16 protein-coding genes and 3 pseudogenes are annotated in these 20,894 nt (G+C 28.9%); 8 read left to right on the top strand and 11 right to left on the bottom strand.

The features are described 5' to 3' along the window. From U880_RS0106215 to U880_RS10300, 5 genes and pseudogenes are all read right to left on the bottom strand, one after another. Positions 1–851, bottom strand: an 851-nt coding sequence (locus U880_RS0106215; protein WP_051373900.1) for a variable large family protein, incomplete at its 3' end; no start/stop codon positions are given. A gap of 602 nt (positions 852–1,453) precedes the next feature. Next, positions 1,454–2,506, bottom strand: coding sequence for a variable large family protein (locus U880_RS0106210; protein WP_407637750.1), 1,053 nt, complete (start codon positions 2,504–2,506; stop codon positions 1,454–1,456). Between the two features lie 320 nt (positions 2,507–2,826). Then, a pseudogene (locus U880_RS10305) lies at positions 2,827–3,865 on the bottom strand (variable large family protein). A gap of 293 nt (positions 3,866–4,158) precedes the next feature. Beyond that, a complete protein-coding gene (locus tag U880_RS0106200; protein WP_235048023.1) occupies positions 4,159–4,788 on the bottom strand; it encodes a Vsp/OspC family lipoprotein in 630 nt (209 codons plus the stop codon). Positions 4,789–5,167: 379 nt separating this feature from the next. After that, a pseudogene (locus U880_RS10300) lies at positions 5,168–6,242 on the bottom strand (variable large family protein). Between the two features lie 448 nt (positions 6,243–6,690). Here U880_RS10300 and U880_RS0106190 point away from each other — a divergent pair. Genes U880_RS0106190 through U880_RS0106175 form a run of 4 tightly spaced genes read left to right on the top strand, consistent with a single transcriptional unit; the run spans position 6,691 to position 9,693 of the window. Next, positions 6,691–7,788 (top strand): plasmid maintenance protein, encoded by a 1,098-nt coding sequence (locus U880_RS0106190; protein ID WP_024655200.1) that lies wholly within the window; start codon positions 6,691–6,693, stop codon positions 7,786–7,788. Positions 7,789–7,796: 8 nt separating this feature from the next. Continuing rightward, on the top strand, positions 7,797–8,357 hold the full coding sequence (locus U880_RS0106185; protein ID WP_024655199.1) for a DUF226 domain-containing protein: 561 nt from the start codon (positions 7,797–7,799) through the stop codon (positions 8,355–8,357). Continuing rightward, positions 8,333–9,121, top strand: a complete 789-nt coding sequence (locus U880_RS0106180; RefSeq protein WP_024655198.1) for a ParA family protein — start codon at positions 8,333–8,335, stop codon at positions 9,119–9,121. Before U880_RS0106185 ends, U880_RS0106180 begins: the two co-directional genes overlap by 25 nt. Positions 9,122–9,144: 23 nt before the next feature. After that, the gene (locus U880_RS0106175) at positions 9,145–9,693 is read left to right on the top strand and encodes a chromosome replication/partitioning protein (protein WP_024655197.1); all 549 of its coding nucleotides are present in this window, start codon (positions 9,145–9,147) and stop codon (positions 9,691–9,693) included. A 372-nt stretch (positions 9,694–10,065) separates the two neighbouring features. Here U880_RS0106175 and ade read toward each other — a convergent pair whose 3' ends face one another. Continuing rightward, complete coding sequence (gene ade / locus U880_RS0106170; protein ID WP_024655196.1) at positions 10,066–11,709, bottom strand: adenine deaminase; 1,644 nt, start codon at positions 11,707–11,709, stop codon at positions 10,066–10,068. 328 nt (positions 11,710–12,037) lie between these two features. Here ade and U880_RS0106165 point away from each other — a divergent pair, with 328 nt between their 5' ends. Continuing rightward, entirely contained in the window at positions 12,038–12,808 is a 771-nt protein-coding gene (locus U880_RS0106165) for a 5'-methylthioadenosine/adenosylhomocysteine nucleosidase (RefSeq protein ID WP_268744607.1), read from the top strand. 726 nt (positions 12,809–13,534) lie between these two features. Here U880_RS0106165 and U880_RS0106155 read toward each other — a convergent pair. Genes U880_RS0106155 through U880_RS0106145 form a run of 3 tightly spaced genes read right to left on the bottom strand, consistent with a single transcriptional unit; the run spans position 13,535 to position 15,317 of the window. Continuing rightward, positions 13,535–14,632: a DUF871 domain-containing protein gene (locus U880_RS0106155; RefSeq protein WP_024655194.1), complete on the bottom strand. Its 1,098-nt coding sequence runs from the start codon at positions 14,630–14,632 to the stop codon at positions 13,535–13,537. Beyond that, positions 14,629–14,964 (bottom strand): PTS sugar transporter subunit IIB, encoded by a 336-nt coding sequence (locus tag U880_RS0106150; RefSeq protein WP_024655193.1) that lies wholly within the window; start codon positions 14,962–14,964, stop codon positions 14,629–14,631. The genes U880_RS0106155 and U880_RS0106150 overlap by 4 nt, the downstream gene beginning before the upstream one ends. Next, positions 14,961–15,317, bottom strand: coding sequence for a PTS lactose/cellobiose transporter subunit IIA (locus U880_RS0106145; RefSeq protein ID WP_024655192.1), 357 nt, complete (start codon positions 15,315–15,317; stop codon positions 14,961–14,963). The genes U880_RS0106150 and U880_RS0106145 overlap by 4 nt, the downstream gene beginning before the upstream one ends. Positions 15,318–15,512: 195 nt before the next feature. On the opposite strand from U880_RS0106145, the gene celB reads away from it, so the two are divergent. Together celB and U880_RS12020 are read left to right on the top strand one after the other, a co-directional pair. Beyond that, positions 15,513–16,835 (top strand): PTS cellobiose transporter subunit IIC, encoded by a 1,323-nt coding sequence (gene celB / locus U880_RS0106140; protein WP_024655191.1) that lies wholly within the window; start codon positions 15,513–15,515, stop codon positions 16,833–16,835. Positions 16,836–18,461: 1,626 nt separating this feature from the next. Continuing rightward, a pseudogene (locus U880_RS12020) lies at positions 18,462–18,602 on the top strand (variable large family protein); the annotation flags it as partial. 434 nt (positions 18,603–19,036) lie between these two features. On the opposite strand, the gene U880_RS0106125 reads toward U880_RS12020, so the two are convergent. Beyond that, on the bottom strand, positions 19,037–19,450 hold the full coding sequence (locus tag U880_RS0106125) for an Mlp family lipoprotein (protein WP_024655190.1): 414 nt from the start codon (positions 19,448–19,450) through the stop codon (positions 19,037–19,039). 35 nt (positions 19,451–19,485) lie between these two features. Next, a complete protein-coding gene (locus tag U880_RS0106120; RefSeq protein WP_024655189.1) occupies positions 19,486–20,118 on the bottom strand; it encodes an Mlp family lipoprotein in 633 nt (210 codons plus the stop codon). A 149-nt stretch (positions 20,119–20,267) separates the two neighbouring features. Here U880_RS0106120 and U880_RS0106115 point away from each other — a divergent pair, with 149 nt between their 5' ends. Then, on the top strand, positions 20,268–20,807 hold the full coding sequence (locus U880_RS0106115) for a DUF603 domain-containing protein (protein WP_024655188.1): 540 nt from the start codon (positions 20,268–20,270) through the stop codon (positions 20,805–20,807). The last annotated feature ends 87 nt before the right edge of the window (positions 20,808–20,894 follow it).

The raw sequence follows: 20,894 nt of genomic DNA, 5'->3' as shown, positions 1-20,894 counted from the left end.
CCTCCCTTTGCCATCGCTCTTAATGCTATTCCTCCTGCTATAATCGCATCTCTAGCATTATTAGCATTAGCACCGTTATTATTAGCAACAGCATTGTTATGTTTCGCTAATTTAGCTGATTCACCATCATCACCTTTTGCAATAGCTTGCAATATGTCAGCACCAGTTACAGCCCCAACAGCCTTTACTGCATCTCTTGCTGCTTTTGCTGCATCAGCAGCAGCACCTGCATTATTATTAGCAAACAATTTCCTTGCATCACCATCAACACCAGCACCAGCATCACCCCTTGCAGCACCAGCAGTACCATCATCTTTAACAGGACCGTTATCATTTCCAGCTTCTGCGTTTCCTTCCTTAAGTACTACACTTACAATTTTTTTGATTCCCTCACTAAGAGACTTAACCGCATCAGCACCAGCTCCAGCTCCAGCTCCAGGTTCAGCAACATTACCAATTGCTTCAACACCATCAGCTCCTTTTAAAGCCTCACTTGCACCGTCAATTATCTTATCAAATGTTTCACTAACTAATTTCTTCACTACACTCTCTACTTCAACAGCATGAGGATTCCCTCCTTTCTTCATATCATCAACAATTTGTTCAAGCTTATCCTTGGTACCTTGCACAGTACCCTGAACCTTCTTAAAGTAATTCCCCACATCAGACTTCTTACTCTCAACACTCAACCCCAATACACTCCCTACCATATCCCCAAATGAAGTGAAAACATTCAAAAATTCATTACTTACATTAACTAATGATTGCAAAAATTTATTCTTCCCTTGCTCTGCCTCTAATACTCCCCCACTATTACATCCCATCATCACTACCATCACCATCATCATCATTACTTCTCTTATTCTTATTCCCTTTACTACTCTTTTACTTCCCTTCTCTCTTCCCTTCTCTCTATACTCGCTTATACACTCTTCTATATTTCCTATTCCTTTCTTCTCTTTCATTCCTTTCCTTCGCCTCCTTGTTTTTTATTATTATTTTTAGCTTTGCTAGCTTTTCTTTAAAACTTAGTAATAAACAAAAACAAAATGGATACAGCTACGAATGAACGGATAATCATTAACAAATGTTAGCACAAATAAAATATTATCTTTTCGACACAATAAAACAAAAGATACTAAGAGTTTAACTCTCAGTATCTTTACGTTATAACTGATACCAAAAAGGCCTTACATACCCTTATTAACAAATTCTATTGATTCTCCACTAAGCATCTAACATCTGAAATCTAATCATATCCAACCTAATACTTATTATGTAAGATATTGGTTTTTTAGAAGTCTTAATGTATCTTTATGCCATACTAAATTAACATGGGCGCGCCATTAAACGTAATTAAATGTCTTAAAATAACTAAGATATCTCAATACAATTAATAAAAATAACACCTCTCTAAATTACAGAGAAGTGTTAACATTACATAATTTATTAATCACTGTCTATTTGTAGTTTGAGCAGTATCAGATTGACTAGCCTCAGTTCCACTACTCTCAGAGTATTTTATTCTCTTAACTGCTTCTCTTATTTTGTCTAAATTACTTTTCACTGTTTTCCTGATTATTACATCCAATATACCTAATACCTTATTTACTGCACTTACTGCTGCTGCTTTAACTGCACCCTCTTCATTAGCAACAGCACTAAATTTACCAGTTTTAGTCATAGCTTTAAGAGCTACTGCTGCTACTAGATCAGCATTAGTCTTTGCAGCTGCTCCATTGTTGCCAGCAGCATTAGCAGTAGCTAGTTCTCCAGCACTATCATTATCAGAAGCATTGCCAGCAGTTTTAGTTTTAGAAATTTTTATCTTATCAATCATTGCCCATGGATCTGCTTTAGTCACTTCTTCAGCAAGTTTAGGTCCAGAGTTAGCTTGAGCAGTACCCCCAAGAACAGCAGGAGCATTAGATTGAGCACCGGCAACAACAGCAGCACCAACATCGCCTGACTTAATTTCTATATCAGATTTTTTTGCTACTTCAATAATTGTCTTTATACTCTCAATTACTGCATTAACATCATCTTTATCAGCGGCTACTGCAGCAGCAGTACTATTATCACCAATCTCAGTACTACCAGCAGCACCAACAAGCTTAGTTAAGGTACCAATTAATCGTTCAAAAACTTCATTCGCTCCTTTGATTGCACCTTTAACAGCTTCAATTGTAACTCCATCAGCATTCTTAGCCTCCGATATCTTACCTTCTAGTTCTTTTAACTTATTCTTAGTTGTTGTAAGTCCATCTCCAATCTTCTTAAAATGTTCTCCCACCTTACTTCTCTTATCCCCAACTTTAACTACATTAAATCCTAATACATCCCCTATTGCACTCCCAAAACCAGCAAAAATCTCTTGAAACCCTTCTCCTATCTTCACTAATGACTCTAAAAAATTATTCTTCTTTGCTAAGTCTACCTTTCCCTCTCCACCTTTTACTCCCCCACTATTACATCCTATCATCACTACCATCACCATCACCATCATTACTTCTCTTATTCTTATCCCCTTTAATCCTCTTTTACTTCCCTTCTCTCTTCCCTTCTCTCTTCCCTTCTCTCTATACTCGCTTATACACTCTTCTATATTTCCTATTTCTTTCTTCTCTTTCATTCCTTTCTTAGCCTCCTTGTTTTTTATTATTATTTTTAGCTTTGCTAACAAGGAACCAAACAAAAAAGGTAACAAATGATGATTTATATAACATATACAATACTGCAAATAAAAAAAGAGAGCTAAAATAAGCCCTCTTAACTAATTACTTTACTCACTAATTCAAGTTACATTATAAATATTACTAATTTCATCTATTTACTAACTTTAGCAACAGGATTCTCTCCTTGTTTAATTTCTCCTAATACCTCACTAATACCTTTTAACCCTTCATCTACTGTATTCCTAATCGCTATTGTCAATGTACTTAATACCTTATTTACTGCACTTGATACTGCTCCATTTACTGCATTTGCTGATTTATCTTCATTTTGCTTAGCTGCAAACTTACCATCTTTTGCCATCCCTCTCAATGCTATCCCTGCTGCTATTATTGCATCTTTCTTTGCTCCTGCTTCTTTAATCTCTTTCTTGTTATTAACAGCCTTAGCAACTGCTATCTCGGCTGCATCTCTCGCTTTCTCAATTCCATCAGTATCATTAACAGAAGGATTCTCCTTTGCCTTAGCCATCGCCTTCAATATATCTGCTCCACTTACTGCTCCTATCGACGCACTTGCCTTAGCCGCATCTGATTCTTGAGCTCTATTAGCATCCTCATTTGCAAATAACTTTCCAATATCTTTTTTATCATCTCCTGTTTTATTAGCATCCGCACTACCTTCATTATCTTTCAACACTACTCCAACTATTGATTTTATTCCTTTGACTAATGACACAACTGAATCTTTATCAGCAGCTACTGCAGCCTGATCTTTAACAGCATTCCCTATCGTATCATTACCACTAGCTCCCCCAGCTGCTTCCTTCGCTCCTTCTTAGATCTTACCTATCTTCCCAATAAATTCCTCTACCTTCTCTTTCACTTTAGGATAATTCCCATTCTTTTCTAAAATCTTCCCTAATTTCACTTTCACTTCCTTCATTGTCTCTGCTATCTTACTAAAATATCCACCTATCTCACTTTTCTTTGTATCCGCTTTATTCCCCCAACGTCCCTGTTATCATATCCCCAAAACTCACAAAAACATCTAAAAATCCTTTACCCAAATTTACTACCAAACTTAAAAACTACTCATAAGGACTTACTCCATTTTTCCTCTCTCCACTATTTACACACCCCCATCAGCATAAGCACTAACCTATTATCATAAGTCCTCTCATTACTCTCATCTTTTCTATTGCCACCCTTTCTTCCCTTTTATCTATCTTTTCCCGAAGAATAATTTTATTCCTCAGTCATTAATCCTAACAATAAAGTGATTATTATCGCAATTAATGTTTTTTTCTTTATTACGCATATCTCCCTTGCTATCCTATAACGACTATACAGTTAAAAATTTTTGTATAAGACAAAAATAAAGCTAAAAACCTTTACTCGTAGCTTTATTTTTTCAGTTACTTACCGTTTTTTAATTAAAAACCTAATATTACAATAATATCTAAATCATTGATCCCTTACTTTATTATGAAGATTGACCAGTAGTTACTACTGCCTTCGTTGTAAGCTCTGCAATTACAACATTTAATATCGCTTTTGAATCAATTAATAATGTATCAATTGCCGTATTTAAAGCAACAAGCTCTTCTTTACCTTTACCTCCAGTAGCATCGTTTTTATCTATAGCATTTTTTGCATTCACATCAGTAGCAGCTCCATCTGCAGCTCCCAAAGTAGCATGTTGATTTTTTAATTTGCTTGTAAATGCTTTAGCCTTAGTATCAACATCTTTAACTTTTTCATCTAAACCTTTAAGAAATCCTTTAAGAGATTCTGTTACTTGTAATTCTCCCAATTTTTTTTCTATCGTTGTAGCCACACTAAACACCCCTGCAAGCAATGGAGTATGATGATTTGCACCATTAGCATCATCTTTTAGACCATTTGCACCTATCTTTTTCTTAATACCCTTTGCAATATCGTCTATTGACTTAACTAAAGTATGCACTTCCTTTACTTTTCCCGCAAACTCCACCGCACTCTTTATCTTCTCCCCTACTACCTTTAAATCAATTACACTCCCACCTGCCTTAGTCGCTTTTGCTTGACTTCCCTCACTTACTCCCCCACTATTACATCCCATCACCACCATCATCATCACTTTTCTAATTTCTATAATCTTCTCTTTTACCTCCTCTCTCCTCTTCCTTTTATCCCTCTTTCCTAGTTTTCTCCTTTCTCATATTCTTTTTCCCTCCTTTTTCTCTCTTAACATCTTCCCTCTAAATCTCTTAACTCTTTTCTCTTATTCTCTCCTTCCCTTTCTTCTCTCTCTTCTTATATCTCTTCTTGTTCCTTCTCTTTTTTATTAGACTATAATTCGAAAATTTTTACTTAACTAAACTTAATGCAACAGCAAAATCACAATCAAAAAAATGAATATATGACAAATTAAAATTAAAAAGATACTAAGAACTTATTGTAACTTTATTTTTTTATTTGATTGTTTACTTATATAATTTTGACTATTTATACTATCTATTTTGACCACCAGAACTACCCTTCTCATTCTCAGACGCTACAGGAGTATCATTAACATTGATTTTCATTGTTTCTTTAACAGTTTTAAAACCCTCATCAAGAATACTTCTTATTGCTACTGTTAATACATAATACATCTAAAGCCTTAGTTAACGCACTTAACACTACGTCTTCAACTACAACTGTATAATCCAGCATCATCAGAAGTATTAGAAGCCCCAGGGAATTTACCACCTTTAGTCATCGCTTTTAACGCTATTGCTTCTGCTATAGTCGCATCTTTAGCTTGCTCGGCAGCGGCACTACCATTTTTAATGATAGTTTTCAGTATATCAGCACCAGCAACTGCTAAAACCGCTTTAGAAGCATCGGATGCTGCCTTCTTTGCAGCATCACCAGCAGCTGCACCAACCCCATTATTAGCACTAGAATCAAACAACTTCCCTGTTTCATCATTCCCACCATTAGAACTTCTCGCAATGCTACCATTACTAGCCTTTTTATCATTCCCAGCCTCAGCATTCCCCTCCGTTTTAAGAACTATCTCCACTATATCCTTAATTCTCTTTACTATCTTCTCAATCTCAGCACCTGCAGCACCAGCACTATTAGCAGCAACAACATTCCCAATTAATTCACTACCTTCTAACTCCAATAACCTCACTTGCTGTCTTTGCTCCTTCTATTATCTTATCAAGTTTATTCTCGACTAATGTTTTCACCGCAGTAACTGTAGCATCAGCATTAGGATTCTTTTCTTCCTCCATATCAACAACAATTTTATTAAGTGCCGTCTTAGTCCCTTCTACAGTCTCCTGAACTTTCTTAAAATACTTACCCACATCGGATTTCTTGCTCTCCAAATTCAATCCCAATACACTCCCTACCATATCTACCATATCGCAAAAAGAAGTAAAAACATTTAAAAATCATTACTGAATCTCACCATTAACTTCAAAATTTACTCCGGTAGCTCTCCTCTACTACTCCATTATTATATCCCACCGCCACTAATAACCTTCTTATTATTCTTCCTCTCCTTTCCTCTCTTTTTCCACTTCTTACCATATTTTTCACATCTATATAATTTATATTACTCAATAAGTAAAATTAGATACAAAGTAAAATTAGATACAAAACCTAGCTAAATGCAAGTCACCAAAACGAAAAAAAGAAAACTTCCATTTCAAATTTAAATCAAATAAATCAAAAGAAAAGTTTTTTTAATTTGACATTTTTGACATTTTTTATATTTTTTCTTTTACAGTATTATCTAGTCAAACTTAAATTTACAATCAAGATATAATCAAGAATCTTAAATATGCAAATATGCCAAAATGGATAATTTTATAAAACACACAGTTACAATCTAGCATTTGATCAAATATCAAATAAATATTAAATTTTATTATTCTTTAAGTAAAGTAAACTACTTTTTTTGTTAAAAAGTAGTTTACTTTTTAACAATTATTGGGTTATCATAAACATTAGATATTCATCTAAAGGAGTTTAACAAATGAAAAGCACAAAAAAACCAACTTGTCATAATAAATATCAACACAAGTTAATAGTTTTGACATCAACAATAAACTACATGAACTTAAATTTTGAAAAATATACACAAAGCAAAATACTTCACTATTTTAATAACAATTTACAAAATAATGAACAAAAAGAAGTAAAACTTAAAACACTGCAAAACTATCTTTATAAATTAGAAAAAGAATTAAAAGTAACAAATAATTATTACAAACACCTAGGTGTTAATATGGGCACTGAAGTTTACTATGAACTTAAATATTCCAAAAAAGAATGTTATCGTAAAATTAACAAGTACTTTAAGGACAAAAAAAATAATAGATTCAAATCCCGAGTGCAAAAAGAATTGATGCAACGAAAAATTAAAAATGGGAATGTAGAATTAAAGGAATGTAATAGTAATATATATAATAATAAAGAAGAAAAAGAAAAAAAGATAGAAAAAAGACAAATAAAAAAATACGCAGAAAAGTGCAATATCCAATACAATTTACTTTCTTCCATATTAAATCTAAACATTTCTAAAAACAATGCTATTGAAATATTTAAAGCAATAAAAAGAGACGAAAGCCAAATGGTAAAAAATGCCTATTACAAGAAAAATATAAAAAGCAAGGAACATAATAGAAATGAAATCAAACAAAAAAGCTTAGATGAAATCTTAAAGAAAATAAAAAAACAACTAGAAAATAAAGGGTACGATAGCAAAACGTTAGAAACAGAAATACAAAAAATACATGAAAAGTATAAAGATAAACCACATTTCATTATCGAAAATGAAAAATATAAAGATTTGGATAAAATAATAAATAAACTTGAGAGGTCAATGAAACGTAATAAAATACATTCCAGTAAAGAAATTAAAATTAACATATTCAGCATATTATTTGATCGATTACAATACAAACTGGAAATTGCTTTTTTTGTACCGATATTAAAAGATTATTTAAACAAGCAAGAAAAATTAGAATATAATAAAGTGTTCAATGATCACTATTATAATGAAATACTAAAGATAGTAGAAGATAAAAAAAATGCTTTCCAATTATTAAATTGGGATAAAGTTAACACTTAAAAATGATTATGGAAAATATATTAGCACGTCTTAGGGAAAAGAAATTAAAAATTAAAGAAAAAAAAGATGGGTCCATTTTTGTCAAAATAGAAATTAATGAAGATAGAACTTCATATCACACAAAGATAATGAATGACTTATTGGTATTTGGAACCCATAAAAAAAAGGAAAATAAATTTTTTATTGCATTTAGAGAACTATTCAATCAGAAAAAAGTAAAGGCATTTAACCTATTCGGTTTAAAGAGTGATGATAAATTTATGGGCATTTATTATGGGTATAGGAAACCTATACAGAATATCGTAAAACGATATGAAGAGAATGGAGTAATGAAAGTATCTACTTTTTCAAAAATTTATTACATAGAGTTTAGATTTAAAAGAGGAAGCGTTTTTTGTTACATTAAGGGAATTTCTCGTTTGCTGATAAAAGATAAAATTAGCACTAAATATTATAGATCTTTAGTTAAAAAGCTTTTAGATTTAGAAAGACAAGTATATAAATTTTATTTGAAAGAATTGCCAAAAAGGGGGATTATAACTAAGTGGATAGACAAAAAGCAGAAATAATAACGATTGCATCAGTGAAGGGTGGTGTTGGGAAAAGTATGATTGCTACTGTATTTAGTTATATCCTAAAAGACATGAATAAAAAAGTATTACTGGTTGATTTAGATCCCCAGAACAGTTTGACCAGTTATTTTTTGAAATACATAAAAAATGTTAATGAAAATAATATTTATTATCTCTTAAAAAGAGAACAAAAGCTGTCTTTTGAACAATTTGTAAACAAAATCAACGATTACATTTATATAATTCCATCTCATCCAATTTTATGTAAATTTGAGAAAGAAGATATTCTTTATAAAGAACTTATATTAGAATTTTATTTTGATAAGAACTTGTACAAGTATGATTTTGATTATGTAATAATTGATACTCCACCTAGTTTAAGTTCATTAATATATAATGCGTTAAACGTTACAGATAAGGTTGTAATCCCTATTCAGGCTGAAAGATGGGCCGTTGAATCTTTTCCTATATTAATGGACGAAATAAGAGAAGTTGAAATGATCAGAAAAAAAAAGATAGATATATCTATAGTAGAAAATCAATTTATGAAAAATAGAAATACTTTTAAGGATATTGAGGGAATTTTGCATATAGAATACAATAATTTTATTAAAGGAAGAATTCACTTTTCTAATAGTATTAAGGTCTTTATCAATGAATTAAGAGAACCTAACGATAAAGAAATATATTATCAAGAAGTAAAAGATGCGTTAAATAGTATACTTTTAAAAAGTCTGCCGGCAGACTTTTATCAACAATAACAGTAAAAGTTTAGGAGTATTGAATGGCAAGTCCAGGAAGAAAAGAGATTATTTTGAACTCTAGAAATAATAGTATACAAGAATTTGAAAATGAAGAACTTGAATATAGAAGCTATAAAGATCAATTACGTAGAATTGTAATTCATGATATTGATAATAAAATTAAAACAATGCAAATTTTATATCAAATAAGAGAAAAAAAACTTTATCTTATTGACGGTTATAAAAAGTTTGAAGATTTTTTGTCAAAATTTATAATATCTCGAAGCCAAGCTTTTTTGTATTTAAAAATTTATAAAAAGATATTGGATGGCAGTGTGAAAATAGAAGACATTAAACAAAAGGGATTTAAAAGTGTTTATAGAGATATAACAAATTTGACCGTAAATTATCAGTCTTCAGAAAAAAAAAGAATAAAACCATTAAGATTTCAGCTTAAAAAACAGGATAGTTATGATTTTTACAAGAAAAATGTTAAATTTGCAGAATTTTTGTTGGATACACTTTTTTCAAGTAACAAAGATTTGCTGAAAAAATTTTTTAAAGACTTTAGAAATTTAGAAAATAACTAATCATTTATTAGGTTTCTATTAGATGTGCCAAATATCAAAGGTTATATATTCACTTTTAATATATTGTGATAAGTATATATAAATTATTTATCTGACAGTTGATTTTATTTGCAATTTGTTGTATCCTATCTAACGTTAGTAGTGCTATTGTATTAGGACTACCTTTAGATGATCGGTTTCTAATAGCCTTTAGAGCTTGATTAGGTATTTTATTAAGAGATCTTAATTAAGCTCTAAACTTTTTGATTTTTTGTCATTTATAGCCATAGTATTAGATTTGTCAATGATTTTGGTAAATTTTGAAGATACCATATTTCAAGGGAATTGTTATTCTTTGCAAATATTGAAAACCTTGATTTAAGGTTTCTTTATCTAAAAATTTAGGAATGAACAAGAGTCAACATCAAATAATCCTTTGTCGTTTATTTTTAAATGAGGTACTACTGTTAGTGACATAAAAGACAATGTCATTAAAGGAGCATCTAAATTAGATCCTAAAACATTCCTGCAAAAATCGTTTATCTGACTATATTTTGAGGCAACTTCTTCGGGTGGGCGCATACTCATTAGTCCTGCAATTGGTAGATCTAACATCAAAGTATTACTGTCATTTAAAGCACATAGACCTCCTTTATTATCAATAATCATATTTGTTACCCTACATAAGTATTCGTCGTTAGTGCCAAGAACTATAATATTGTGGGAGTCATGGGCAACTGTGCTTCCAATAGCTCCATTTTTGAGACCAAAATTTTTTATAAAACCTATTGATACTTTATTATTATTATATCGATTGATGACTGCTATTTTTAAAATATCTTCATCAATGTTGGATTCAAAATCTGGAGATAATAAGTTACTATCAATCATTGTTTTATGAGTAATAATTTGATTATTAATACAGTTAATTATTGCTATATTCTGATCTTGTGTATAAAATTTAAAATCTATAATAGACTTTCTGTTACAATTAAAATTGTTGATAGGATTTTCATTAAGTAGTGGGATATGTGATTTACCGTCACTAAATACTAATTTACCATTTATATAAGTTTGATTTACTTTAAAGGTTTTAAGGTCATTAATAATGATAAAATCGGCAGGATCTCCAATTCTCAATAATCCAACTGGAATTTTATAGTGCATAACAGGATTAATACAAGCTATTTTCAGAACATCAAATAAATTGTGCCCGTGCTCTATAGCACGCGAAACCATTAAATTAATATGACCTTTAAGAAGAATATCGGGATGAGCATCGTCAGAACAAAACATTAAGTTATTACAGTATTTTCCTGAACATTCACTAATGAGAGGATGTAAAGCCTCAAAATTTTTAGCAGCACTTCCTTCTCGGATTAAAATTTTCATGCCCAAAGATAATTTATATCGGGCATCTTCTATTGTTGAACATTCATGATCAGTGCTGATTCCTGAAAGTGCGTACTTTGAAACTAAATCTGGTGATAGGCTGGGTGCATGTCCGTCAACGACTTTGTTCCGCTTTAAAGCAGAATAAATTTTATTCATTATTTTGGGGTCTTTATTAATTACTCCAGGAAAATCCATCACCTCAGATAAATAATAAATGTCATCTCTTTTCAGTAATTTATCTACATCTTTATCGTCCAGAATGTATCCAGAGGTTTCAAACTGTGAATTTAAAGCTGGGACGCAGGATGGGGCACCAAAAAAGATTTTAAAATCAATTTTTTTAGAGTTTTGTATCATGAAATTGATTCCATCAATACCATTAACATTGGCTATTTCATGGGGATCGCTTATTGTCGATACGGTACCGTGTTGAACAACTAAATGAGCAAAATTCGAGGGAATAAGCAAAGAACTTTCTATATGTATGTGAGCATCAATAAATCCTGGTAATACATATCCTTCTAAGGAATTATTAGTTCTTTTTATATTAACAATGATTCCATTTTTTATTGTTATGTCAGTAGGGTAAATTTCTTTATTCAGAATATCAATATAATTTGCTTTAATTATTAATGAATCCATTTTGTTCCTTAAAGATAATTCTTTTTATGGTATATTATCATAACATTTGATGTAATAATGATATACATAAGCTCAAAATTTTTACTTAAATTCTATATCTTTATAATATATGAATATTAATTGTATTTGATATTTAAATGTTTGTCAAATATAGAATGCATAATATTAGTGATATGGTTAATTTCTTTTATGTGAGTCATATTTTGAATATTTTTATTGAAAAATTTAAAAAGGGAGTTAAAATATTAGAATTATTAATATTATTAATATTTATTTAAGTACTTGGAGGTTTGATTTGCTGTATAATCATAAATCTTTGATTAAATTATTGATTTTTTTATTAATTTATTCCAGTGGATATTCTGTTGTTAATCAGGACAGTAATGTTTTAATAGTATTTGCTATGGATTCTGAAGCTGTTGAGATCAATAAAATTATGTCTCGAAAGGAAGAAATAATATTGAAGGATTATGGGATTAATAAGAAGATTGTTAAAGGCAAGATATATAATAAAAATGTTATTTCTGCTGTCGTAGGGATTGGAAAAGTTAACACGAGTTTATGGCTTAGTTATCTTTTGTCAAAATATAATGTAAGTCATGTAATTAATTGTGGAGTTGCTGGTGGAGTTGTTAGTCCTAAGGCAAGTAAGCTTAGGGTAGGAGATATAGTGATATCTTCAGAAGTGGCTTATCACGATTTTGATTTGGTTAAATTTGGACATAAGATTGGACAAGTTCCAGAATTACCTCAGAAATTTAATGCTGATAAAAATTTGCTTGCAAAAGCTTTAAAAGTCATTAAGACAAAGCTTAAAGATGTTAACGGGTATTCAGGATTAATACTCTCAGGTGATCAATTTATTGATCCATCGTATTTGACAAAGATTGTAGCGAATTTTGAGGATGTGGTAGCAGTGGAGATGGAGGGTGCAGCAGTGGGACATGTTGCTCATATTTTTAATGTTCCTTTTATAGTTGTTAGGTCTATATCTGATATTGTAAATAATGAAAATAATGAAGTTGAATACAGTGATTTTCTTAGTTTGGCAACTGTAAATGCAGCTAAAATTGTACAGGAGATTGTGAGATTGCTTTAGTTTTTATACTTTAGCACTAAATTATTAATAAAATATCCTGTGAGACTGAAAAAATTTTATTATCACAAATAAATTGTAAATAATTAAAATGCTTAAAGGATCTGAAAAATCCTTTAAGTTTGTTGAGCAATATATGTTAAAAATAAAAATTATAGATAGTTAAGTGAAGTTGAAGATTAATCAACAAGCGATATTTGCATCAGCAATATGTTTAAGCAACTTAAAAGAATTACAGCCATAAAAATGTATGCAGTAAAACTATTGGGAGAGACATAAAGTTTTTCAATAAAACATGGATAATGCAGTTAAAACTCAGAAAAATTTTCGAAAAAATGGGAACATTATTTACTGTAGCCAAACAATAGAATTTACACATAAACACAAAAAAATAGTTTAGAACACCAACAAATAAAATATTTGTTTAAAAGATTAATAAAGGTATTATGTATATTCTTTATAACTTACAGGTTGAGTTTTTATATGTGTAATCAAAAATTTTATGTTAAATTCATCAATACTAATCATCAATACTAAAAAATTTTTCAAAATCATTAATATCTCTTCTTCAGTTCTTCTTTTGAAATACTATCTTGAATCACATGTTCGATTTTAAAGCATTATATGTAATGATAATAATAAAGACAGAAATGAATATTCATTTTAATTGCGTTTTATAAATATCTTATTTTTTTAATTAGATATATAAATTATTATTGAGTTTGTTATTCATGCTTCCACAATTTTGAATTTTTCCCAAGCCTCTATTTTGTCAAGAAGGTATAATTCTTCCTCATGTATTCTGCCAACTACGTTAATAAGTCCGTTGTTAGGTGTATCTTTTAAGGCGATTTGAAGCTCACCTGAATATCCTAGATATTCTGAAGAGTCTATTAATATATCACCTCGTTTTATTTCATTGGGAGAATGTATTATGAAATTTTTATCTTTATAATATGTTCTAGACATAGTTGATCTAATTCTATATGGAGTAATGTCTCCTCTATTAAAATGTAGTGTATCTAAAATGATTTCTCTTTCTATAGAATTTATTTTGGGGTTTAAATAAGATTTTAATTCTAGTACATATCTATTTATTTTAGCTACTTTTTCTAATTCTAAATCGCTTGGAAAACAATTTGAAATAAGTACTGCATCCATGCCTTCTTTGAATAGATCTTTTGTTTGAAGTTCGATATCTTTGTTTCTATGCTCTTCTAATGTGGGAATTCCGTCTTTTTCTAGTCCTCTTGCACATTCTTCTGCTACCAATGAGCTAACAAATGCTGCTGTGGGTATTGAATTTTGCTTGAATATTTTTGTCATTTCTTTAAAGAATTTTCTTGAGAGTCCTGTATATTTGTGTGGATAAAAATTATGGCATCCCAATAAGTTGGATTTATTCGGTTTAAAATACATTATTGTGTCTATGTGTTTATTTATACTACTCATATTTAGTTCTATTTTTAAGTTACAATCATTGAATGTCATTAATGATTCTTCAATACCTTTAAATGATGTATCAAGTCTGATTGCCCATACTCCGAGTTTTTTAAAATAATCAAGTTTAGAACAATTTCTAAGATCTGTCATATCAATGCCAAGTTTTTTAAATACATTGGGATTAACATCGACAATGGGTTTTATTTGATGCTTATTAGCTATATCAAGAATTTCTTTAAAATTATTAAGCTCATTATCATTATTAATATAAAGTAAAGATGTGAATACTCTATTAAAACCCAGAGATGCGCTTTTTTCAAGATATTCAATAATTTTATTTTTTGAACTTATATTAGGATATATTGATATTCCTATTTCTTTCATTGTAAACTCCCTTTAATTTCATATTTAGATATTACATTAATGGCAAATTTTATGACATTTTCTCCATTCATTGTTCCGTAATCAATTGTATTTATTAATTCAATAGGTATGTCTTTTGATTTGATGATTTCTTCTAACCTTGTTTTGAGAAACCTAACTTGTGGTGCTAATAAGACAATATCAAAGTTAAAGTTATCAATTATGTCTTGAAATTTGGCCGCGGCAATAGATTTAATTTTTACATTTATATTATTTATTTCTACATATTTTTTCATTCTTTGTTCCAGTATGCTTGTGGACATTCCTGATTCACATACAAGTAATATTTTCATTTTTTTTTCCTTTTTGTAAATTCATTAATTATTTTATAAAGACTTATAAATTCTTCAAAAATGCTAAGTTCAGACATTGCAGACATTAAATGATCTTCTGCGTGAATTAAAATAAAAGGTGTTTTAATGTCAGGGTTATTTGTTAAATATTGTATTATATGTCTATGTTCCCCATGTGCTTTTTCAATAGATTTTCTACTTTTTTCTATTATTTCTGTGGATTTATTATAGTTCCCAGCCTTTGCATATTCTAATGCTTCTCGTAAAAAACTTTTGGCTTCTCCGGAGTATGCTACCACAGGCATACTTATGTCATCTATCAATTTTTCAATTGAATATTTTTTTTTATTCATTGTAAATATACCCTTTTGTTTATTTATTTTAATAATTTCTTTTAATTATGTTTTATTATATCAAATAATATTATTTTTAACATTGTAATTTAATAATAATTAAACTATATATATAATATATTCAATTGTAGATCGATGTCATGATTTAGTATATAAATATTATTAAAATTTATAATTATTATATTGGGAGATTTTATGAAATTTCAAAATTTTATTGAAACTGGTTTAGTTCCTATAGCTAGTAGAATTGCTTCAAATAGATATTTAATTGCTGTTAGGGATGGTTTTGCATTTTCAATGCCGTTTTTAATAGTTGGGTCTTTTGTTCTTCTTTTAGCTAATTTACCATTTACTGATGCCAATAATTTTTTATATCAACAATGGTATGTTGATTTGATGTCAAAATATAAAGATAATCTTTTGCAGCCTTTTTATGTAAGTATGGGAGTTATGGCTATCTTTGTAGTTTTTGGGATAGGATATAGTTTGTCACACTTTTATAAAATTAGTGGCATTATAGGAGGATTCATTTCTCTTTTTACATTTTTAATTTTGGGGGGACAATCAGGTTGGATATCTTATGGAGGAGAAATACCTAAATGGATAATTATTTCTGAAGGATTATTTCCTGTTATTGATGCAAGATATCTTGGTGCTCAAGGTGTATTTACAGGTATTGTTGTTTCAATTTTTTCAGTTGAAATATATAGATTTTTTATAAATAAAAAAATGATAGTTCGACTTCCAGAAAGCGTTCCTCCTGCAGTTATAAAGTCTTTTGAAGCTTTAATTCCTGTGTTTTTACTTGCAATTGTTTCACAGACTATAAATATCTTTGTGCAAAGTATAACGGGAAAACTGTTACCCGAAATAATTATGAATATATTTAGTCCCATTTTATATGTTAGTGATACTTTATTTGGTGTTTTGGTTATAGTGTTTCTTATTCACATACTTTGGTTTTGCGGACTTCATGGAGGTGGGATTGTTGGTGCTTTATTGGGTCCAATAACTTTGGCAAATCTTGAAATTAATACAAGAGCCTTGTCAGAAAATAATCCTTTACCTTCTATTTTAGCCGGTGGATTTCTTAATACATTTGTGCATATTGGTGGAAGTGGTGCCACACTTGGTCTTGCGATTGCTATGATTATAAGTAAAACTCAATATCTAAAGACTATTGGTAAATTTTCTTTTATATCAGGTGTTTTTAATATCAATGAACCTATAATTTTTGGAGTTCCAATTGTTTTAAATCCTATTTTAGGTATTCCTTTTATTATTATTCCATTAATTAATACAGTTATTGCATATTCATTAACATACTTAGGAATAATTGCGAAGGTTAGAGTTTTGGTTCCTTGGACAACACCATCTATATTGGCAAGTTTTATTTCTACGGGTCTTGATTTTAGAGCGCTTATTTTGTCTTTTGTATTAATAATATTGTCTATGTTAATGTATTTACCTTTTTTAAAGGCTTATGAAAAGGTACTCTTGAGACAGGAAAAAACTTAAATTAGAGTCATTTTATGATATTAGGGTTATATAAAGGTATAATCATAATAAAATTTTGTTTGATTTTATCTAAAAAAATATTTGTGTTGTTAATTTTTCAGTGTGGGTATATAAATGTGTTTTTTGTGAGAGATTAGAGATATATTTTAGTTTTATATTACATTGTTTGTTATTGTTTGAAGTTTATATAATATTGCAAATATTAAAATGAATGTTTTGGAGAAACTTTTTAGAAGAGCAAAATATTTTTGTTTCTAAAAAGTTATAAGCAATAGTAAAATCATTATCTAATTTTTTTGTTGTTACATTGTTATTTAAAATCTAATTAGAGAATATTTTGTAGTAGTTTACAATAATTTGATCTCTTTAAATCGCTTCTATTAGGATATTAGATTTACTATGTCTTTTTTGTTTGATTAATATGTGTTTATCAGTGACATGTTTGAATAATTTAAATTTTTTTGTTCATTTTTATTTGTTATAGTTATTGTTTGATAAGTTGTCATAGATGGTATTGCAGGTTTTATTTTATTATTATAGATGGTGTTTTATTAGCATTAGTGGGATAGTTTGTTGTATTTATTTTTATTTGAATAATCATGACAACTACTGAAAATGGAAATTGTACTTAGAAATAATAGGATATTAGATTTTCTCATAAATATTTCTTTTTTTTATTTAATTTATTTGTTGATAGAATATTTTGCTATTTTAATAAATTACTTTTTTAAAGATATATATAATTTTTGAATTATGACGATCGTTTTTTATTGGTTTATATTTTTTATGTGAATGAAATGATAATGAGTATAATGATATTTTTTGGTTTCATTTTTATATTAGTTTTGCTAAATTAGTTACAGTTAATATGAGAACGATATTGTTATTTGCAATACAAGCAACAGTTGGGAGTATTGCAGCGATCAGCGAAGCTGATATGTTGCAGGTCTCAAATAGTTAAATTGAAAAAAATTCTTGGACTTGTGTTATATAAGGTATTGATAGTATCAAATATGTAGCAAGAATTGCTAGTGCTATATCTGTTGCTTTTAGGAAAAAATTATAGGAAAACCAAAAAATATGGAGTGAAAACCTGTGGAATAGTGTTAATATCTATTGTTAATAGTGTGAGATTTTCTATTAAGAGTGTTCAGTGATTCTATATTTTTGTAGAAACTGTGAGTATTGTTACAGTAAGTTCAGTAAATAAGGTATTAAGTATATTGACAATAGCTAAATGAATACAAGTGTATTTGGGATTCAAAAGAATTAATAAGGTGTTGAGGAAAAATTCTTTAATGATAAGGTTTTGAAACTAAGGTTAATTACTATTTTGCTTTTGTGTAACTTCTTTTATTATTATTATTATTATTATTGTTCTTTTAATTGTCACTTACTTCAAGTTTATTAAAAACAACCTTTTTTTTCTAAATTATCCATAAAAATTGTCTTAGAGTTTATAGTTTTTGTTAATTTTATCCAAAATATTATTCGGAAAGTGACATTTCTTTATTTCACAGTAGAACTTACCATTGTTTATTCGCTTAATTATTAATGTCGAGATTATTTTTATATTTCTTTTTTATTTATTCTTTAACGTATGAATATACATGTTCATATGTTAATATTTTCAGGATCTTGTTAATAATTGTGATGGGATGTAATAGTGGAGGAGTAAAGGGAGGAGAAAGAGCTTTAGGAGGAGAAGGGAGAGGAGTGGGAAGTTTAAGTGAAGTACTGCTTGAAGTAGGGAGAAGTGCAGAGAATGTATAAATATGTTAGCAAATACTCTTAATTTATGTCAAATTATATATCTCTCCATTGTATGCAAAATTTAATGTGTAAGACATGTATTTTAATCAGAAGGGCTAATATTTAAGGGTGCAGCACAAAATATCTTACATTTTTCTTCCTTCTCTTTACAAATACTCTAAATTTTGCTCTACAAATATTATGTTTCCTATTTTAGTAACTTCTGCCTTTGCAATGATATTATGTCTCCTCTAGCTTCACATTGTTAACTCACTTTTTATTTCTGGTTAACACATAGTCAACTTACTCGACTTTTTACAAACCTTTAATTTATTTCTTTTTCTTTTTTTGCTTATTCTTTTGTAAATATTTTCTTCAGATTTTTTTATTCTTTTTTAAATCCCTTTTTGAAATTCCCTTTATGAAATTTACTGTTTTGTATGGTATCTTTATTTTTGATCTTTGATACAACCGTTTGCTTGTTTGAATTCTTCAGGATTGAAATTATTAGGTTCAAATTTAGCTTTTATAGCTATTTTAAGTAGATTTTCATGACTTGGTTCATCTTTACATTTTTCAAGTTGATTTTGGATATGGCTTAATGCATCTTTAATTTCATTTTCGTTTAAGCTTAAGAATTTATTAAAATTATTTTCATTTTCCAATGTAGTTTTTAAGAACTCTAATCCTTTTTTTTGCCCATCGTTTAATTTGTCTTTTAATATTGTTTCATGTGTCTTTTTGCCATTTTTTTGCAATCTATTACCATAAGTGTTATTCTTATCAGCATTATTATTATGCTTATGCTGTTCACAGCTATTAATTAGTAATAATAAGATTAAAATAATATTGATTTTTTTCATTCTTATCTCCTTATATCTTTTATTTATAATTTATTTTATTGCCAATTTGTTGTAAGTCCATCAAAATGTTTATTACTGTCATCAGTACATAAAAGTTCTTTCTTTAGGCATTCAAACATTTCTTCGTTATTATTTTTAAAACCTATGTCATTTAAAACACCCCTGAAAAATTGCTCTATTTCGTTAGTACCATTTCCATATTTATTGTCCTTGTTACAGTCGTTATTATTAACTTGACATTCAATAGCATTGCTTATATAGGTATCAAAGTCTTCATTATTTGCTTTTTCTTGTCTTTTTTGATTTAAGAAGTCATAAACATTTTTAAAAGCATCAGCTAATTCTTTTTGTTTTTGTTCATCTTTTGAGATCCAATCAAAAAAGTTTGTACATTTAACTTTATTGCCATTTCTACATACATTAAGGTTATTTTGGAACTTCTCTAGTACTAGTTTGAGTGCAAGTGTTAAAGAATTAAACTTTTTTTTCTCGTTTTCAGTTAAGGTAATTTTTTTTGCTTTTGTCTCTGTTTCATTTTCTTCATTATCTATAGATCGTTTAGATTTGTTTTTTGGTTGATTATTATCAGGGACTATATCTACTTTGTATCCTTTACAACAATATAAGAGTAATGAGCTATAAAGTATTAATCTTATAATTTTATTCATATGATCCTCCTTATCTTTATGATTTAAACAATATATATCAGTTATCTTATTGTTTACTTCTTTTGTAAAGTTTCATGTTTTGTTGTAAATTTTATGTAACTAAAATTAGTTTTTGTTAAGTTATTGTTAACTTAAAAGGTTGAAGGGATATGAGTAAAATAAAAAGGGGATATGAAGATTATGCCATGTATTTCAGTGAGGGTCAGTTAAGTGATACTGAAATAGCGAAAGAACTTGGTGTTTCACGGGCTAATGTATGTAAAATGAGACAAAAATGGGAAAATATCAAAGATAATCCAAAGGAATTTTTTAGTGAAAGTAAAGTAACTATTTGTAAAACTACTCTTAATAGTATATTAGATCGAGTACTCGAGACAAATGCTAAAGCACGTGAACTTAAGAGTCAATTTAGTATAGCCAAAAGTCAACTTGGACTTAAGTTTATGAGGGCATTTAACAATTATTTAGAATTGGAACTTGAGGATTGTATAGAAGAAATAAATCTATTGGAGAGAGAGATTAAAATGAGTAAAAAGAAAGGAAATAGTAGAGAACTTCAAGATAAGAAGATTAAACTTAAAGATTTAAAACGTGAGAAAGAAGATAAAACAATGAAGTTATGTTATGAAACAATGAAGAAACTTAAAATTGCAGACTTAGATGAGAGTAGATTTAAGTTTGGAGGATAAATAAATGGATATATACAGTAGTAGTATTTTTAAGTCTATGCAAAGGGAATATAAGCGTGAATTTGGGATTGATATTGCATCTTTTAT

This window comes from Borrelia hispanica CRI (assembly GCF_000500065.1).
In the GTDB taxonomy this organism is placed as follows: Bacteria; Spirochaetota; Spirochaetia; order Borreliales; family Borreliaceae; genus Borrelia; species Borrelia hispanica.
This window is presented reverse-complemented; position numbering and strand designations above follow the sequence as displayed.

What these genes read in the sequence shown, in the direction of transcription:
- U880_RS0106210 (WP_407637750.1), bottom strand. Translation starts at nt 2,506, where the DNA reads ATGATGGTGATGGTGATGGTAGTGATGATAGGATGTAATAGTGGGGGA.
- U880_RS0106200 (WP_235048023.1), bottom strand. Translation starts at nt 4,788, where the DNA reads ATGATGGTGGTGATGGGATGTAATAGTGGGGGAGTAAGTGAGGGAAGT.
- U880_RS0106190 (WP_024655200.1), top strand. Translation starts at nt 6,691, where the DNA reads ATGAAAAGCACAAAAAAACCAACTTGTCATAATAAATATCAACACAAG.
- U880_RS0106185 (WP_024655199.1), top strand. Translation starts at nt 7,797, where the DNA reads ATGGAAAATATATTAGCACGTCTTAGGGAAAAGAAATTAAAAATTAAA.
- U880_RS0106175 (WP_024655197.1), top strand. Translation starts at nt 9,145, where the DNA reads ATGGCAAGTCCAGGAAGAAAAGAGATTATTTTGAACTCTAGAAATAAT.
- ade (WP_024655196.1), bottom strand. Translation starts at nt 11,709, where the DNA reads ATGGATTCATTAATAATTAAAGCAAATTATATTGATATTCTGAATAAA.
- U880_RS0106155 (WP_024655194.1), bottom strand. Translation starts at nt 14,632, where the DNA reads ATGAAAGAAATAGGAATATCAATATATCCTAATATAAGTTCAAAAAAT.
- U880_RS0106150 (WP_024655193.1), bottom strand. Translation starts at nt 14,964, where the DNA reads ATGAAAATATTACTTGTATGTGAATCAGGAATGTCCACAAGCATACTG.
- U880_RS0106145 (WP_024655192.1), bottom strand. Translation starts at nt 15,317, where the DNA reads ATGAATAAAAAAAAATATTCAATTGAAAAATTGATAGATGACATAAGT.
- celB (WP_024655191.1), top strand. Translation starts at nt 15,513, where the DNA reads ATGAAATTTCAAAATTTTATTGAAACTGGTTTAGTTCCTATAGCTAGT.
- U880_RS0106125 (WP_024655190.1), bottom strand. Translation starts at nt 19,450, where the DNA reads ATGAAAAAAATCAATATTATTTTAATCTTATTATTACTAATTAATAGC.
- U880_RS0106120 (WP_024655189.1), bottom strand. Translation starts at nt 20,118, where the DNA reads ATGAATAAAATTATAAGATTAATACTTTATAGCTCATTACTCTTATAT.
- U880_RS0106115 (WP_024655188.1), top strand. Translation starts at nt 20,268, where the DNA reads ATGAGTAAAATAAAAAGGGGATATGAAGATTATGCCATGTATTTCAGT.